At 74.2% G+C, this 16,125-nt stretch carries 15 protein-coding genes and 1 pseudogene; 7 read left to right on the top strand and 9 right to left on the bottom strand.

All coding sequences use genetic code 11. The annotated features are described in order from the left end of the window. Positions 1-57: 57 nt before the first annotated feature. Positions 58-708, bottom strand: coding sequence for an XRE family transcriptional regulator (locus tag ABZY91_RS04740; protein ID WP_355399728.1), 651 nt, complete (start codon positions 706-708; stop codon positions 58-60). Positions 709-777: 69 nt separating this feature from the next. Between ABZY91_RS04740 and ABZY91_RS04735 the strand changes: the two genes are divergently transcribed. Both ABZY91_RS04735 and ABZY91_RS04730 read left to right on the top strand, forming a co-directional pair. Then, a complete protein-coding gene (locus ABZY91_RS04735; RefSeq protein ID WP_355399726.1) occupies positions 778-1,617 on the top strand; it encodes an AzlC family ABC transporter permease in 840 nt (279 codons plus the stop codon). Then, entirely contained in the window at positions 1,617-1,925 is a 309-nt protein-coding gene (locus ABZY91_RS04730) for an AzlD domain-containing protein (protein ID WP_355399724.1), read from the top strand. The genes ABZY91_RS04735 and ABZY91_RS04730 overlap by 1 nt, the downstream gene beginning before the upstream one ends. A gap of 8 nt (positions 1,926-1,933) precedes the next feature. Here the strand turns inward: ABZY91_RS04730 and ABZY91_RS04725 are convergent, their stop codons facing one another. Together ABZY91_RS04725 and ABZY91_RS04720 are read right to left on the bottom strand one after the other, a co-directional pair. Continuing rightward, positions 1,934-2,251, bottom strand: a complete 318-nt coding sequence (locus ABZY91_RS04725) for a hypothetical protein (protein WP_355399722.1) — start codon at positions 2,249-2,251, stop codon at positions 1,934-1,936. 62 nt (positions 2,252-2,313) lie between these two features. After that, complete coding sequence (locus tag ABZY91_RS04720; protein ID WP_355399720.1) at positions 2,314-2,886, bottom strand: GNAT family N-acetyltransferase; 573 nt, start codon at positions 2,884-2,886, stop codon at positions 2,314-2,316. A gap of 104 nt (positions 2,887-2,990) precedes the next feature. Here ABZY91_RS04720 and ABZY91_RS04715 point away from each other — a divergent pair, with 104 nt between their 5' ends. From ABZY91_RS04715 to ABZY91_RS04695, 5 genes and pseudogenes are all read left to right on the top strand, one after another. Next, entirely contained in the window at positions 2,991-4,181 is a 1,191-nt protein-coding gene (locus ABZY91_RS04715) for an acyl-CoA dehydrogenase family protein (protein ID WP_355399718.1), read from the top strand. A gap of 126 nt (positions 4,182-4,307) precedes the next feature. Then, the gene (locus ABZY91_RS04710) at positions 4,308-4,694 is read left to right on the top strand and encodes an ADP-ribosylation/crystallin J1 (RefSeq protein WP_355399716.1); all 387 of its coding nucleotides are present in this window, start codon (positions 4,308-4,310) and stop codon (positions 4,692-4,694) included. Positions 4,695-4,896: 202 nt separating this feature from the next. Next, positions 4,897-5,724: pseudogene (locus ABZY91_RS04705) on the top strand (alkaline phosphatase family protein); the annotation flags it as partial. Positions 5,725-6,233: 509 nt separating this feature from the next. Next, entirely contained in the window at positions 6,234-6,713 is a 480-nt protein-coding gene (locus ABZY91_RS04700) for a hypothetical protein (RefSeq protein ID WP_329879478.1), read from the top strand. 165 nt (positions 6,714-6,878) lie between these two features. Next, positions 6,879-8,174: a multidrug effflux MFS transporter gene (locus ABZY91_RS04695; RefSeq protein WP_329949161.1), complete on the top strand. Its 1,296-nt coding sequence runs from the start codon at positions 6,879-6,881 to the stop codon at positions 8,172-8,174. 270 nt (positions 8,175-8,444) lie between these two features. Here the strand turns inward: ABZY91_RS04695 and ABZY91_RS04690 are convergent, their stop codons facing one another. From ABZY91_RS04690 to ABZY91_RS04665, 6 genes are all read right to left on the bottom strand, one after another. Next, positions 8,445-10,544 carry a glycosyl hydrolase family 18 protein gene (locus ABZY91_RS04690; protein WP_355399713.1) on the bottom strand — a complete coding sequence of 700 codons (2,100 nt, stop codon included), beginning with the start codon at positions 10,542-10,544 and terminating at the stop codon, positions 8,445-8,447. Between the two features lie 690 nt (positions 10,545-11,234). Beyond that, entirely contained in the window at positions 11,235-11,891 is a 657-nt protein-coding gene (locus ABZY91_RS04685) for a hypothetical protein (RefSeq protein WP_355399711.1), read from the bottom strand. 302 nt (positions 11,892-12,193) lie between these two features. Further along, the gene (locus tag ABZY91_RS04680; protein WP_329879527.1) at positions 12,194-13,147 is read right to left on the bottom strand and encodes an ABC transporter substrate-binding protein; all 954 of its coding nucleotides are present in this window, start codon (positions 13,145-13,147) and stop codon (positions 12,194-12,196) included. A 188-nt stretch (positions 13,148-13,335) separates the two neighbouring features. Continuing rightward, positions 13,336-14,028, bottom strand: a complete 693-nt coding sequence (locus tag ABZY91_RS04675; protein ID WP_329879528.1) for an ABC transporter permease — start codon at positions 14,026-14,028, stop codon at positions 13,336-13,338. Further along, complete coding sequence (locus ABZY91_RS04670; protein ID WP_355399708.1) at positions 14,025-14,693, bottom strand: ABC transporter permease; 669 nt, start codon at positions 14,691-14,693, stop codon at positions 14,025-14,027. The genes ABZY91_RS04675 and ABZY91_RS04670 overlap by 4 nt, the downstream gene beginning before the upstream one ends. Next, the gene (locus tag ABZY91_RS04665; RefSeq protein ID WP_355399706.1) at positions 14,683-15,885 is read right to left on the bottom strand and encodes an ATP-binding cassette domain-containing protein; all 1,203 of its coding nucleotides are present in this window, start codon (positions 15,883-15,885) and stop codon (positions 14,683-14,685) included. The genes ABZY91_RS04670 and ABZY91_RS04665 overlap by 11 nt, the downstream gene beginning before the upstream one ends. Between the last annotated feature and the right edge of the window lie 240 nt (positions 15,886-16,125).

The following is a 16,125-nucleotide window of genomic DNA, read 5'->3' as shown; positions in this document are numbered from 1 at the left end:
CCTGAGGACCTGAGGGTCCTGCGGGTGTGAGCCGGACGGAACCCGTCCGACGTCCGGTCAGATGTGCTCCATCACGATCACCGCGAGGGTGCCGGGTTCCAGCGCCCGGAAGACGTGCGGGACGTCCCCCGGGTAGCTCACGTAGTCGCCCGGCCCCAGTTCGATCGGTGCCTCCGTCGGCCCGGCCAGCGCCCGTCCGGCACCCAGCAGGACGTGCTCCACCGTCCCCGTCATGTGCGGGTCGGAGGCCCGGGTCTCGCCGGGCTGGGCGTCGATCCGGTAGATGTCGCGGCGGGCGTTGGGCGGGCAGGAGGCGAGCAGGGTCGCGGCGTAGTCGGCCCGCTCGGAGTGGGTGACCGGGCCCTCGCCTGCCCGCACCACCCGGACCACCGGGCGCGGCGGGTCGACGAGCCGGCTGAACGGCACGTCCAGGGCGACGCCGAGCGCCCAGAGCGTCTCGACGCTGGGATTGCCGGCGCCCGACTCCAGTTGCGAGAGCGTCGACTTGGCGATCCCCGCGCGCCGGGCCAGCTCGGCCATCGACAGGCCGGTGCGCTCGCGCTCGCGCCGGATGGACGCCGCGATCAGCCCGATCAGCTCCGATCCGGTGGCGGAGCCCGGGTGTGATCCCTGGCCGCTGCCGGCGCCGGCACCGGAGGGCCGGGCAGGGCGGTCGGTCGGGGGGATCCCGTCGCTGGTGTCACTCATCCGCGTTCGCTCCACAGGTCCAAGCGTTCGCCTTGACGAACGGCAGCCATGGGGTTCACTCTACTGGACATGCGTTCGCTCCTCCGAACCCTGGAACGTTCCACGCTCCGTGACATCGCCCTGGTCTGTCTCGCCGACGCCCTGGTCGGCGCCTCGTTCGGGGCGATCACCGTCTCCGGTGGTCTCCCGCTCTGGGTGCCGGTCGTCATGTCCGTCCTCGTCTTCGCCGGTGGTGCCCAGTTCGCGGCCATCGGTGTCGTCCTCTCCGGCGGCGGCGCGCTCGCCGCCGTCGCCACCGGACTGGTGCTCAACGCGCGCCTGCTGCCCTTCGGCTTCACCGTCGCCGGCGTGCTCGACGGCCCCTGGTGGCGGAGACTGCTGGGCGCGCAGCTCCTGACCGACGAGTCCGTCGCCTTCACCCTGCTCCAGCCCGACCGGCGGCGGCGCCGGGCCGCGTACTGGGTCTGCGGCCTCGCCCTGTTCGGCGTCTGGAACGCCTCCGTGCTGGTCGGCGCCGCGGCCGGCGGAATGATCGGTGACACCGACGCGCTCGGTCTCGACGCGGCCTTCCCGGCCGTGCTGCTCGCCCTGGTCCTGCCGTCGCTCACCGACCCCCGCACCCGGACGGCCGCCCTGGCCGGCGCCGTGGTCGCGGTGGCCGCCACGCCGTTCCTGCCGGCCGGCGTCCCGGTCCTGCTCGCCCTGGCCGGCCTGCTGTTCGCCCGGCGCCCCGCCGATCCCGCCCGGCCCGCCGATACCGCCGTCCCCGCGGACCCGGCCGGCTGCCCTTCGGACTCCGCCGCGAAGGCCGGCCCGTCCGGCGACGCGGCCCCGTCCGCCCCCGCCGACAGTGCCGGAGGTGCGGCCGACCGCAGCCGGCCGACCCCCCTCGCCGAGGAGGTCCACTGATGCCCCTGCTCGCCGTCCTGCTGCTGGCCGCCGGCACCTACGCGTTCCGGATCGCCGGCCCGCTGCTCGGTGACCGGCTCACCGTCTCGGACCGCGTACGCCACCTGCTCGCCGTGGCCGCCGCCGTCCTGCTGGTCGCCCTGGTCGCCACCGGAACCTTCACGCAGGGCCACGACTTCGCGGGCTGGGCCCGCCCCGCCGGCGTCCTGGTGGCCGGGGTCCTCGTGCTGCGCCGCGCGCCGTTCCCGCTCGTGGTGGTGGCGGCCGCCGCGACCACGGCGCTGCTCCGGCTCGCCGGGGTCTCCTGAGCCGATGCTCAGCGGGTTCCGTCGGTGAGCCGCTCCTGCTGGACCTCCGGGCGCTTGCTGTCCCACAGCAGCTCCCACACCTTGAAGACGCAGTGGTAGTCCCGCATGCTCCCCCGGGAGATCAGCATGTAGGTGTCGCCGTCCCGCAGCAGCGTGCGCCGGCGGCTGTTGAACGGGTGCTGCGGCGTGTACGACGGGACCAGCTTCCGCAGTTCGGCGAGGGCGTCCTCGCGGCTGCCCTCGATCTCGGCGAGCACCTTGGTGCCCCAGATCCGGTCGTCGCCTATTCCGTCGGTCTCCTGGACGACCAATGCCCAACGCGTCACGGTCCACCCCTCACGTCTCGTCACGTCCCCCCGCATCCCGCCCGTGTGCGAGAGCGGTCATCCTAGAGCTTGTCCCGGCCGGGGCGGACGTCCGCCCCGGCGGCCGGTTCCGCGGGCAGTGCCTTGTAGAAGACGGTCGTCGCGTGCGGCGTCCCGGACGGGTCGGTCGCGTAGTCCGGCACGGTGCCGACCCGGGTCCAGCCCGCCGCCGCGTACAGCCGCTCGGCGGGGCTTCCCGTCTCGGTGTCCAGGACCAGGGTCCGGATCCCGTGTTCCACGGCCGCCGACTCCAGTGCCGTCAGCAGCCGGCCGGCCAGCCCCCGGCCCCGGTCCGCCCGGTGCACCATCAGCTTGGCCACCTCCGCCCGGTGCCGGCCGTTGGCGGGGGTCGCCGGGCGCAGCTGCACCGTCCCCGCGATCCGGTGGTCCGCGTCGTGGTGCGCGGCCCAGACCAGCAGCCGGCCGGCCGCGACGTCCGGGGCCAGGGCCCGCCACCAGCCGGCGGCCTCGGCGGCGTCGAGCGGGGCGAGGAACCCGAGGGAGTAGCCGCTGCCGACGGTGTCGACCAGGAGTTCGGCCAGTGGCCCCGCCGAGTCCCGCAGTTCGCCCGCCGCCAGCCGCCGGACTGTGTACATGCTCACTCCCTCGCCGCCGGCCCTCCGAAGGCAGGGCCCGTGCGGAATACTCGCCGGTACCCAGCGCTGCGACCGGCACCCGTCGAGACTAACAAGGAGCTCCCATGGCGAAGCCGACCAGGATCGACCCCGCCGACCTGCTCGCCGTCGGTGACCTGCTCACCGACGAGGAGCGGCTCGTCCGCGACACCGTGCGGAGGTTCGCCGACGAGCGGATCCGCCCGCACGTCGGCGACTGGTTCGAGCGGGGCGTCTTCCCGGCCCGCGAACTCGCCCCGGAGCTCGGCGCCCTCGGTGTCCTCGGCATGCACCTCGACGGTTACGGCTGTACCGGCTCCACCGCCACCGCCTACGGCGTCGCCTGCATGGAGCTGGAGGCCGCCGACTCCGGGCTGCGCAGCTTCGTCTCCGTCCAGGGCTCGCTGGCCATGCGCTCGATCCACGCCTTCGGGTCCGAGGAGCAGAAGCAGCGCTGGCTGCCCGGTCTCGCGGCCGGTGAACTCATCGGCTGCTTCGCCCTCACCGAACCGGACTTCGGCTCCGACCCCGCGAACATGCGGACCCGGGCCCGCCGCAAGGGCGCCGGCGAGGACGCCGACTGGGTGCTCTCCGGCTCCAAGATGTGGATCACCAACGGCAGCGTCTCCGACGTCGCCGTCGTCTGGGCGCAGACCGAGGACGGCGTCCGGGGCTTCCTGGTCGAACCCGGCACGACCGGCTTCACGGCGACCGACGTGCACGGCAAGCTCTCGCTCCGGGCGTCCGTCACCAGCGAACTGGCCTTCGACGAGGTCGTGCTGCCCGCCGACGCGGTCCTGCCCGGCGTCAGCGGCCTGCGCGGACCGCTCTCCTCCCTCAACGAGGCCCGCTACGGCATCCTCTGGGGTACGGTCGGCGCCGCCCGCGACTGCTACACCACCGCGCTCGACTACGCGAAGAGCCGGATCCAGTTCGACCGGCCGATCGCCGGGTTCCAGCTCACCCAGCAGAAGCTCGTGGAGATGATGCTGGAGGTCGAGAAGGCGTACCTGGTCGCGCTGCGGATCGGCCGGCTCAAGGACGAGGGGGCGGCCCGCCCGGCGCACATCAGCTTCGGCAAGCTGAACAACGTCCGTGCCGCGCTCGAGATCGCCCGCAGTGCCCGCACCGTGCTCGGCGCCAACGGGATCACCACCGAGTACCCCGTTCTGCGGCACGCCAACAACCTCGAATCGGTGCTCACGTACGAGGGCACCGGTGAGATCCACACCCTCGTCCTCGGGGAGACCATCACCGGAGAGTCGGCCTACCGCTGACGGCCGGTCCCGGCTGCGGACCGTCGCCACCGGCCGGGTCCGGGCCGGTCCCGCGCGGCGTCCGCGGCGGCACCGCACGGGAAAACGGTTCGTCCGCCGGGCCGTTCGTGGATACCTTCGGTGACCATGAACGGCCCGACGGCGCAGCCCGTCACCCCAGCCACGCCCACCACGACCCTCTGGCGCCCGACCGGTCCCGCGGAGCTGGCCCTGGTCGAGGCCGCGGACCGGCGCGCCTGGCCGCCCCGCCTCCCCGACCAGCCGATCTTCTACCCGGTGCTGAACGAGGACTACGCGATCCGCATCGCCCGCGACTGGAACGTCCCCGCGTCCGGGGTCGGCTACGTCACGCGGTTCGAGGTGGAGACCGCGTTCCTCGCCCGCTATCCCGTGCGGCGGGCCGGCGGCCGGACGATCCTCGAACTCTGGGTGCCCGCAGAGGAGTTGCCCGAGTTCAACCGGCACATCGTCGGCCGCATCGAGGTCGTCCACGAGTTCAGGCCCGCGTCGTGACCGGGCCGTTCGGGCTCCCGGCCGCCCGATCCGACGACCCGCGCGCGGTGACACCGGACGCCGCACGGCCACCCGGCGTTGTGCCGGAGGACACCTGGTGGTCCGGAAAGGCGTGAAGCATGACGCGGTCGGTGACGCCCTCGCGGGCGGGTCCGGCACCCGCACCGCGAAAGGAACCACCGCCCTCATGTCCGTACCACCGCTGCCTCGCCCCCGGCCCCGGGTCCTCGTCGTCGGAATCGACGGCGTCCGGTACGACCTGCTGGAGCAGGTCCCGATGCCGAGGCTGGCGGAGGTCGCGGGGGCCGGCTTCCTGGCGCCCGTCACGGTGGCGGAGTCCACGCCCACCATGTCGGGGCCCTGCTGGGCCACCGTCGTCACCGGCGTCGAACCCGCCAAGCACGGCGTCTGGGGCAACCACCTGGGCGGCAACCGGCTCGACGTCTTCCCCGACTTCACCACCCGGCTGGCCCGGCAGGACCGCCGCCGCACCTACGTCGCGGCCGGCTGGGACCCGCTGGTGATCGGCGAGTCCGGCGGACCGTTGTTCCGCGCACCCGGCCGGCTCAGCTACGTCGCCCCCGCCGAGGACACCCCCGAAGCCTGGGAGGCCGTCGACGAGGAGGTCACCCGGGAGGCCGTCGACGTCCTGCGCGCCGCCGACCCGGAGGCCTCCTTCGTCTACCTCGGCGCCGTCGACGAGACGGCCCACTTCCTCGGCTGCGGGGACGAGTACCGCGCCTCGATGCGCACCGCCGACGAACGGCTCGGCCGCCTGCTCGACGCGGTCCGGGCCAGGCCCGGCTACGCCGACGAGGCGTGGACGATCATCGTCGTCACGGACCACGGCCACGTCGACGCCGGGGGCCACGGCGGACGCACCCCCGAGGAGCGCACCGCCTGGGTCGCCTGCGCGGGGCCGGACATCCCCGCCGCGCCGCCCACCGGCGAGATCCGCCACCCGGACGTCGCCGCCCAGGTGTACGCGGCCCTCGGCCGGCCGATCGACCCGCACTGGACCCTGGACGGCCGTCCGTTCCCCGTCGCCCGGCCCGTCCCGGCCGGGGCCTGACGGGGCCTGACGGTCGGACGGCCCCGGTACGAGGGCCCGGTACGCCGGGCCCGGTGCGGTGTCCGGCAAGCGGGTGGCCCGCGCACCCGGGCGGCCCCGGCCGGGTGCGCCCCGGCCCCGTCCGGGCCAGGCTCGACCAGGGTGAACCCCTAGACCGGACGGCCTCGCGTACGCCTGAAGGTGGAGGGCGTACCCCCCAAGGACGGCGGACGGTCGCGACTTGCTGGTGACGTCCCGACAGGGGCGGACGGGCCAGGATGGGAGACAACCGGAGCGCCGGCCCCCGGACCGGGTCGGCGACGGCCGCGGGGGACAGCGGTTCCGGCAGAGGTACGGAAGTGCTCCGGGCAGTGGTCCGGAGAACGGCTCGGGCAACGGCCCGGGCGGGCGGTGTCGCACGGCGCGCCGCACAGCAGTGGTGGCGGTGCCGCACGGGGCGGCACCACAGGAGGAGAGGGCAGGCGGGCATGAACGGCATCGTGGGCAAGGTCGTACTCGGAGTGGCCGGCACCGGCATGGCCGTCGCCGCCGCGGCCGTGGCGGTCGGACCTCGGGTCGTCGACTGGTACGACGGCCGGCACCAGGAGCAGTCCAGTTACGCCAGCGGCAGCGAGGCCAAGGCCGGCCGCCACTCGGTGCCGACCTGGCTGCCGGACAACGCCTCCTCCGTCCGGTACCTGGCCTCGACCACCGGCGACGACCGCCTGCTGATCGCCACCCTGCCGGAGGGCAGGCTGCCCGCCGGGTGCACCGCCACCGCATCCGGCCGCGGTGGCCACCCGGCACCGGCCACCCTCAAGGCGGGCTGGTTCCCGGAGGGCGTCGTCTCGAAGGTCACCGGCTCCTGCGGCCACTACAACGTGACCCTGACGGGCAACCGGCTCTACGCGTGGCAGGACGGCGCCGCCGTCCAGGCCGCCCTGCGGGCCGAGCGCGTCGCGCACTGACGGGCCCGCCCGACGACCCCGCACCGACGGGCCCGCCCCCCGGTCGGCAGGGGGCGGCGGAGGGAGGGCCGTGGGCCACGCGGCGGACCCCGACTGTCGGGGCGCCGGGCCGCTGGGGTAGGACGGAGCGAGCACGACTCCCGCGTTCGTTCCGAGAGGAGCCCCATGCCTGGTTCGACCGCCGGCCCCGCCGGTGACACGTCGACCGCTCCCGCCGCCCCCACCGACCCCGGAACCGCAGACGCCCCCGGCCGCGCCACCATCGCCGTCCTCGGCGGCCTGGTCGCCCTCGGCCCCCTCACCACCGATCTCTACCTGCCGGGCCTCCCCGCGATCGCCGAGGACCTCGTCGCCGAACCGGCAGCCGTGCAGCTCACCCTCACCTTCTCGATGTTCGGCGTCGCCGCCGGCCAGCTGATCTTCGGACCGCTCAGTGACCGCCTCGGCCGCCGCCCGCCCCTGCTCGCGGGCCTCGTCGTCTACACCGTCGCCAGCATCGTCTGCGTGATCGCGCCCAACCTGCCCGTCCTGATCGCCAGCCGCTTCGTCCAGGGCGCCGCCGGTGCCGCCGGGCTCGTCATCGGCCGCGCCGTGGCCCGCGACCGCTTCGAGGGCGTCGCGATGATCCGCTTCCTCGCCTCGATCACCCTGATATCCGGACTGGCGCCGATCCTCGCGCCCCTCGTCGGCGCCCAGCTCCTCCGCGTCACCTCCTGGCGCGGCACCTTCGGGGCGCTGGCCGTCCTCGGCCTGCTGCTCACCCTGATCGCCTTCGCCGCCCTCCGGGAGACCCTCCCGGCCTCCGCCCGGCACGGCGGGGGTCTGGGGACGACGCTGCACACGATGGGCGGACTCCTGCGCCGGCTGCCGTTCCTCGGCCTCGCGCTGACCAGCACCTTCGCCTTCGGCTCGCTGTTCGGCTACATCAGCGGCTCCTCGGTGGTGCTCCAGCAGGTCTACCACGTGTCCCCGCAGACCTACAGCCTGCTGTTCGGGCTCAACTCGCTGGCGATCGTCGGTGTCACCCAGTTGAACGGCCGCGTCCTCGCCCACCGCTTCACGGCCGGGACGCTGATGACGGTGGGCCTCGGAACGTCCATCGCGGCGGGCGTGTCCCTGTTCCTCGTCACCGCGGTCTGGGACCTCGGGCTGGTCGCCTTCTGCGCCTCGCTCTTCGTGATGATGGGCAGCCTCGGCATCGTCCTCCCGAACTCCGCCGCCCGCGCCCTGAGCCTGGTCGCCCCGAAGGCCGCCGGTTCCGCCTCCGCCCTCATCGGCACAGGAACGTTTCTCTGCGGCGCGATCGTCGCCCCGCTCAGCAGCCTGGGCGGCAAGCCGTCGGCGGTCCTGCTCGCGATCGTCGTGCTCTGCTGCTCGGTGCTGGCCGCCACGTCCTACGCCGTCCTCTGCCGCCCCGGGAGGTCGACCCCGGCCGACGCCCCGAAGCCGGCCGTCGCGTAGCGGGGCGGGGAACGCGCCCGGCCGGCCCGCCCGTCCCCCGTGGGGCGGCCGGGCCGCTGCCTTCGCGGCAGCGCGCCGCGCCGGCCTGCGGCCCTGGTCCCGCGGGTGCCGCGGTACTCCGGCAGGAACCGCGTCAGGGGTGCCGCGACGCGTGGTCGCGGCACCCCTGAGCGGCACCCCTGACGGGGCGGCCGGGCTCGTCCGTCCTCCGACGGAATAGGCCGTCAGCCGTCAGCCGTCGGCTTCAGGCCGTCGCCGGCTGTCGTGCCGTCAGGCGATGGAGAAGTCGTCGCCGAAGACATTGCCCTGGCCGTACCAGCCGTGCAGGTACACCGTGGCGGTGCCGGAGGCGCCGGTGGTGAACGGCACGGTGAGCTTGGTCCAGCCGCTCGCGCTGGTCCAGGCGGAGCCGGTGGCACCGCCGCTCACGCCGAGGTAGGCGTAGCTGCCCTGGACCCAACCGGTCAGCGTGTAGGCCTTGTTGGGCGCCAGCGTGACGGTCTGCTGGCACTGGCCGGTCTGCGAGGCACTGGCCGCGACCTGGAGCGCGTAGGACCCGGAGTGGGCCGGGGTGCTCACCACGGAGCCGCCGCTCTGGCAGGTCCACGGACCGAGGCTGCCGGTCTCCAGGCCACCGTTGACCAGGCCGCCGGGCGGGGTGACGCCGGTGACGGTCAGCGTGTAGGTGCTGGTGTGGGTGCCGGAGGGGGCGGTGCCGGTGATGGTGAGCGGGTAGGTGCCGGGTGTGGTGGTGCCCGCCGTGGTGATGTTGAGCGTGGCGGGGGAGCCGGCGGTGACGCTGCCGGGGGTGGCGGTGGCGTTGACGCCGGCCGGGGCACCGGAGACGGTGAGGCTGACGCTCTGCGCCGAACCCGACGTCACGGCGGTGGTGATGTTCGCGCTGGTGCCCGCACCGGCCGTGACCGTGCCGGAGACCGGGTTCACGCCGACCGAGAAGTCGTTCCCGGGCTGGGTGCTCGTCACCTTCAGCGTGTAGGTGCTGGTGTGGGTGCCGGAGGGGGCGGTGCCGGTGATGGTGAGCGGGTAGGTGCCGGGTGTGGTGGTGCCCGCCGTGGTGATGTTGAGCGTGGCGGGGGAGCCGGCGGTGACGCTGCCGGGGGTGGCGGTGGCGTTGACACCGGCCGGGGCACCCGTGACGGTGAGGCTGACGCTCTGCGCCGAACCGGTGGTGACGGCGGTGGTGATGTTCGCGCTGGTCGACGAACCGGCCACCACCGAACCCGAGTCGGGGCTCACGCCGACCGAGAAGTCGTTCGTCGGCTGGGTGTTGCTGGTGAACGCCTTGAAGATCTTGGTGAAGTCCCAGGTGTTCTGGCTGATCCCGGAGCAGTTGTCACGGGCGGTGGCGCCCGGGCAGCTGCCGTTGTCGCGCTGCAGCGCCCAGAACGACAGGGTGTTGATGCCCTTCGAGACCGCCCAGTTGTAGACGGTGGTCGCGTTGGCGAGCGTGAAGGTCTCGGCCGGACCGAAGTCGTCGACGCCGATCATCTCGGTGACGCCGATGGAGCCCCACAGCTGGGCGGGCGTCTTGGTCGGGTACAGCCGGGCCAGCTGGTTGTAGAGGCCGGTCGCCGCGGTCTGGGTGTCGGCGGCCATGTCGTGCTGGGCGTTGTCGTAGTAGTCGAAGGTCATCAGGTTGACGACGTCGATCCGGGCGTTGTTGGTGACCGCGTTCCGCAGCACCGCGAGGCCGCTGGCGGCCAGGCCGGTCGGCGTGGTCGGCAGGGTGTAGGAGAACTGGATCTGCCGGCCGTTGGCGGCGGCCCAGTCCTGCACCACCTTGATCGCCTTGTTGCGGCGGTCGATGCCCGCGGTGTTGTCCAGCGAGTCGACCTCGATGTCGAGGTCGATCCGGCTGATCTCGTACGTGGTGATCAGCTTCTGGTACGCGGCGGCGATCTGGTTGACGTCGGTGCAGCTGTCGGCCAGCTCGGTGCCGGTGGTGTCGGCGGTGTAGCCGCCGAAGGACGGGATGACGTCGCCGCCGTTGGCGCGGATGGTGGCGATGTCGGCGCCGAACGAGGACTGGGCGACCGGCAGCGAGGTGTCGCCGTTCCAGTACGGCGTGCACGAGCCCTTGGTCGCGGTCTGCAGGAACGCCATCGTCAGGTGCTTGGCACCGGACTGGGCGGCCAGGGTGGCCGGGCTCTCGCCGGTCCAGGCCTCGAAGTAGGGGGCGAACACCCGGGTGGGCAGCGGGGTGGCGGCGGCCGAGGCGGAGACCGACGAGGTGGTCGCTGCCGTGGGGGCCGCTCCCGCGGTGGTCGCCCCGGCGGCGACGATTCCGGCCGAGGCGGCCAGGGTGACACAGGCCGTCAGGGCGGCCTGAATCGTTCTGCGTAGACGCATTGGTTCTCCAACAGACTTGGTGGGGCCGGACGTTGGTGAAGTGTGCGGAGTTTCGCGGCGGAACGGTCGAACGGTGGGGGCCGTGGAGCGGGGCACTGTGGAGCGGGAGATGCGAACCGTGCGGCGGGGGCGGCGGAGCGGGCATGCGCACCCCGTGGACACGCGGCACGGACGGCCGGCGGTGCGCGAACGCGCGGACGCCGCAGCGGGTCTGGGGGTGGAGCATGGCAGGGCATGGCAGTGCCTCAGCCGCCGGTGGTCACACCCCCACAGTGCATCCCGGTCGGATCGACATGCTTATGGTTGGACTAGACCACTCGTCTGTCAAGACTCCTAACAGTTCGTCAGCGGAGCATGTGCGCCCACCTCGTGGCCGTGATCCGGCCTGCCGGCGGGCCGGGGCCGGCGGTGGGCCGGGTGGTTCGTGCCGCCGTCCGCCGGTGTGGTCACGGCAACGGCCGGCGCGGCGGTGGGCGGCGCCGGGTACGGTTCACGGCCGGCGCTCTGCGGCCCCGTCCGCCGTCCGGGCGCGCCGGCGCCGGACGCGCGGGTGGTGGCGCAGGCCGCCCGCTGACGGCGGGCGTGCGGGCGCCGGGCATGCGGGTGCCGTGGCCGCGCGCTGGTCGACGCGCGCGGCCACGGCGGCCCGGCGCTCAGGACACCGGGCCGTCCAGGGTCTGCCGGACCGGCTCAGGCCGGCGGGCAGAGGGTGGAGCGCAGTGCGTCGAGGATCTTCTCCGCCTTCTCGGCGCCGAAACCCTGAGGACGGTCGGGTGTGGTGAACCGCTGGTCGGCGAGCTCGACCAGCTTGGCCCTGTCCTTGGGGAACTGGTACATCGACTGGCACTGGGCGCGAGCCCTGTCGACGGCCTGCTCCGGTTTGCCGCCCACGATCGCCGGGTCGATCGCGTCCAGCGCGGCGACCAGTTGGGCGGAGACGTCGGCGGCCGGCTTGCTCGGCAGGCCCGCGTCCGTGGGCGGGGCCGGCTTGGGCGGTGCGGAGACCGGGGCCCCCGGGGAGTCGGCGGGGGCGGGGGCGCTCGGGGCGGGAGCGGCGGTCCCGCCGGGCGCGGTGGCGCCCGGAGCGTCCGGGGTGGCCGCCGGGGTGGGCGGGGCGCCGGTCGCGGACCCGGTCGGGGCTCCGGCGGACGTGCCCCCGCCGGTGGTCGCGCCGGTGGCGGGGGCCGGGGCGGACGCGGTGGCGGCCGGTGTGCCGCCGGTGGACGTGGCGGGGGTGCCGGATGCGGAGGCGCCGGCCGCGGTGGTGCCGGACTCCGAGCCGGAGCAGGCGGCGAGGCTCACCGCGGCGAATGCCGTGAGGGTGGCGGCGAGGAGACGAGTGCGCATGCCGTCACACTGTCATGTCCGCGCCGCTCAGGGGAAGATCTGCCGAACCGGAGATCCAGGTCACCGGCCCGGTCGGGCGGTGGTCACCCGGCGGCTCCGGGTGGCGCTCCGGACGGCTCGGGTGGCGCTCCGATCGGCGCTCGACGGCGAGGGACGGCAGGGGGCGACGGGGGACGGCAGGGCGGCGGGCGCGGTCCGGCCGCGAGAGGCCCGCGCCGGGTGTTCGCCCCGGAGGTGTCCGCGCAAGGGTGATCCGCCCGCGCGCGGGGCCGTCCTCCCGACCGGCCCCGCGCGACGCGGTGTCAGCCGAGCCCGTTGCTCTTCAGCCAGTCCTTGGCCACCGCCGACGGGTCCTCCTTGTCGATCGCGACCTTCTTCATCAGCGCCAGCAGGCCGGCCGTGTCCAGCTTGGCCGACACCGCGTTGAGCGCGGCCGACGACGTCGCGTCCACCTTCGCCTTGTTGACCAGCGGGGTGACGTTCTGCGCACCGAACAGGTTCTTCGGGTCGGTGAGCGCGACGAGCTTCAGCTGGGCGATCTTCGGGTCGGTGGAGAAGACGTTGCCGACCTGGATCGACCCGTCCTTCACGGCGTTGGCGGTGGTCTCGCCGGTGGGCTTCCACTCCTTGAAGGTCAGCCCGTAGACGTCCTTGAGCGGCTGCTCCTGGCGCGACTTGAACTCCGGCGGGCCGCCGATGGTGAACTCGCCCGCCTTTCCGGCCAGGTCGGCGATGCTCTTGAGGCCGTACTTGTCGGCGCTCTCCTGGCTGACGCTCAGGGTGTCCTTGTCCTCGGCGGGGGAGGAGTCGAGGATCGCCAGCGAGGCCGGCAGCGTCTTCGCCAGCTCGGCGTTGACCGCGTCCTTGGTGGGCTCGGCCGTCTTGCCGCCGAGGTAGGCGAGCAGGGCGCCGTTGTACTCGGGCAGGACGGTCAGGCTGCCGTTCTGCAGCTGCCCGTAGAGCACCTCGCGGCTGCCGATGTTGAACTTCTCCTCGACCTTGACGCCCTTGGCCTTGAGCGCCTGCGAGTAGATCGAGCCGAGCAGCACGTTCTCGGGGAAGTTGGCCGAGCCGACCACCACCGTGCCACCGGACCCCGCGCCCGTCGCGGCGGAGCCGCCGGCCGTCGAGGGTGCGGCGGCCAGCGGGTCGCCGCCGGAGGAGCCGCAGGCGGTGGCGGTGAGGGCGAGTGCGGCCAGGGCGGCGAGGGCGGCGGCCCGGTGGCCGGTTGCTCTGCGCGGCACGGATGTCGACATGGTGATATGGGTCCTTTCGGGATGTACGTGTCGGGTGTCAGGTGCGTCGGGAGTCTGAGGACGTGGGGGCTCCGGCCGCCCCGGGAGGCCCGGGGCGGCCGGAACGCGGAGCTGTCGCGGCGCGCCCCGGGCGGCACGGGCCGCCCGGAGGGCCCGGTCCTCCCGGGCGCTCCGGTGGCCGTCCGGCGTCACGACGGCTGCCGCGACGCGGCCCGCTGCTGTGCGCGCAGGCCGGGAGGCAGCGCGTACCGGGCGAGCAGGGCGAAGAACAACTGGGCGGCGACGGCGAGCAGCACGACCAGCAGCGCGCCGCCGATCGTCATCGCGAAGTCCCGGGTGGCCAGGCCGTCGATGACGTACCGGCCGAGCCCGCCGAGCCCGACGTAGGCGGCCACCGTCGCGGTCGCGATGACCTGGACGGTCGCCGTCCGGAAGCCGGCCAGCAGGGTGGGGAGGGAGGACGGCAGGCAGACCTGCCACAGCACCTGCGGGTGCGTCAGCCCGACGCCCCGCGCCGCGTCCCGGACGTCCGGGTCGGTGCCGCGCACCCCCTCGACCGCCGCGACCAGCAGCGGCGGCGCGGCCAGCGCGACCAGCGGGAACAGGACGGCGGTGTCGCCGACCCCCGCCAGCAGCACCGCCAGCGTCACCAGCCCGAGCGTCGGCAGGGCGCGGGCGGCGCCGGCCATCGCGGTGACCACGGTGACGCCCCGTCCGGTGTAGCCGATCAGCAGTCCGAGCGGGACGGCCAGCACCGCGGCGTACAGCAGCGCCTCGCCGGAGAGCAGCAGGTGTTCGGCGATCCGGTGGACGATCGCGTTCGGACCGCTCCGGCGGTCCGGGGCGGAGAAGAAGTCCCCCAGCCAGCTGAGCCAGTTCACCGGCCCGCCCCCTTCTCCCGGACGGCCCAGGGCGCGAGCACGCGGCGGGCGCCGACGAGCACGAGGTCCACGGCCAGGGCGAGTACGGCGATCAGTACGATGCCGGCCACGATCGGCGTCGGGAAGGTGCGCTGGAACCCGTCGATGAAGAGGTAGCCGAGCCCGCCGCGGCCGACCAGGGCGCCGACCGAGGCGAGCGAGATGCTGGAGACCGCGGCGACCCGCAGGCCGGCCACCAGGTACGGCACGGAGGCGGGCAGCTCGACGGCGGCCAGCCGGTGCCACGGCCCGTAGCCCATGGCGGTGGCCGCCTGCCGGACCGCGTCCGGGACGGCGCGCAGGCCGTCCACGGTGGTCGGCAGCAGGACGGCGACCGCGTAGAAGGTGAGCGGGATCATCACGGTGGCCTGGGTGGCCAGCCCGGTGTAGGGGATGAGCACCACGAAGACGGCCAGCGAGGGCAGGGCGTAGACGATGTTGAAGACGGCGGCGAGCGGCTGGTACAGGCGGGGGAAGCGGGTGCAGGCGAGGCCGAGCGGGATCGCCAGCAGCAGGCCGATCAGCACCGGGAGCAGCGCGATGACGGCGTGGTCGGCCAGCAGGTCGCCGAGGTAGCCGAGATGGTCGCCGATCCAGTACCAGCGGATGATCGGTTCATCGTCCACCGCCGGCTCCGTCCGCGTCGCTTCCGCTTCCGCTTCCGCTTCCGCTTCCGCTTCCGGCCTCGCCCGCCCGTGCCTCGCCTGCTCCGGTTCCGGCGCCGCCGGAGCGCGTGGCCACGTCCGGCCCGCCGGGCCCGGCGGATCGTCCGACCGTCACCGTCGGCGCCCCGGCGAGCGCGGCCAGGACGGCCTCCCGGTCCGCCGTGCCGGTGGCCCGGCCGTCGGCGTCCAGTGCGACCGCGACCCCGGAGGGGGACAGCACGGCGGCGTCCAGTGCGCCGCGCAGGGTGTCGGCCTCGGGGTGGAACCCGGGCGCCGGGTGCAGGACGGCGGAGGCCGCGTCCCGGTCGATCCAGCCGATCGGCCGGCGCTCGTCGTCCAGCGCCAGCTCCCAGCCGCCGTACCTCGGCCCGTCGTGGACCGGGTGCACGGCGACGGTGCGTGCGGAGCGCAGGCCGAGCCCGCGCAGGCCCCGGTCACGGCCGAGGAACGCGGCGACGTCCTCGTCGGCGGGCGCGGTGAGCAGCGTGTGCGGGTCGGCGAGCTGGGCGATCCGGCCCTGCTCGCGCAGCACCACGACCTGGTCGCCGAGCCGGACGGCCTCCTCGATGTCGTGGGTGACGAACAGGACGGTCTTGTGGAGCTCGGACTGGAGCCGCAGCAGTTCCTCCTGGAGCCCGGCCCGCACCACCGGGTCGACGGCGCTGAACGGTTCGTCCATCAGCAGGACCGGCGGGTCGGCGGCCAGCGCCCGGGCGACGCCGACCCGCTGCTGCTGGCCGCCGGAGAGCTGGAACGGGTACCGCTTGGCGGTCTCGGGCGCGAGCCCGACCAGGTCGAGCAGCTCGGCCGCCCTGGCGCGGGCCTTCTTCCGGTCCCAGCCGAGCAGGTAGGGGACGGTCGCGATGTTGTCGATCACCCGCCGGTGCGGGAACAGCCCGGCCTGCTGGATCACGTACCCGATGCCGCGCCGCAGTTTGGCCGGGTCCAGGCGGGCGACGTCGTCCCCGTCCAGCAGGACCCGCCCCGAGGTCGGCTCGACCATGCGGTTGACCATGCGCAGCAGGGTCGTCTTGCCGCAGCCGGACGGGCCGACCAGCACGGTCGTGCGCCCGGTGGGGACGTCGAGGTCGAGGCCCTCGACGGCGATGGTGCCGTCGGGGTGGCGCTTGCCCGCGCCGTCGAATCTGATCACGGGGAGTTTCCTCGTCTCGGCGGCCCCCGGTGGCGGCGCCGATGGTGGTGTAGGTCGGTCGATAGGCGGTGGGAGAGTGACGGACGGTCGGGTCGGTGGCGTTTTGTCGACAAACTGCGGCGTGTGACGTCGTCGTCTGCCCGGGCGTTCCTCCGCCCGCGTGGCTGCCCAGTATCGAACCGGCTGAAACTCCGATCAGCCTATGACCTCATGAACCTCCTGTCCCTGATTTCCCGGCCG

Origin of the sequence: Kitasatospora sp. NPDC002965, assembly GCF_040611255.1 — a bacterium.
In the GTDB taxonomy this organism is placed as follows: Bacteria; Actinomycetota; Actinomycetes; order Streptomycetales; family Streptomycetaceae; genus Kitasatospora.
The sequence above is the reverse complement of the archived record's forward strand: the minus strand, read 5'-3'. Positions and strand labels throughout refer to the sequence as shown.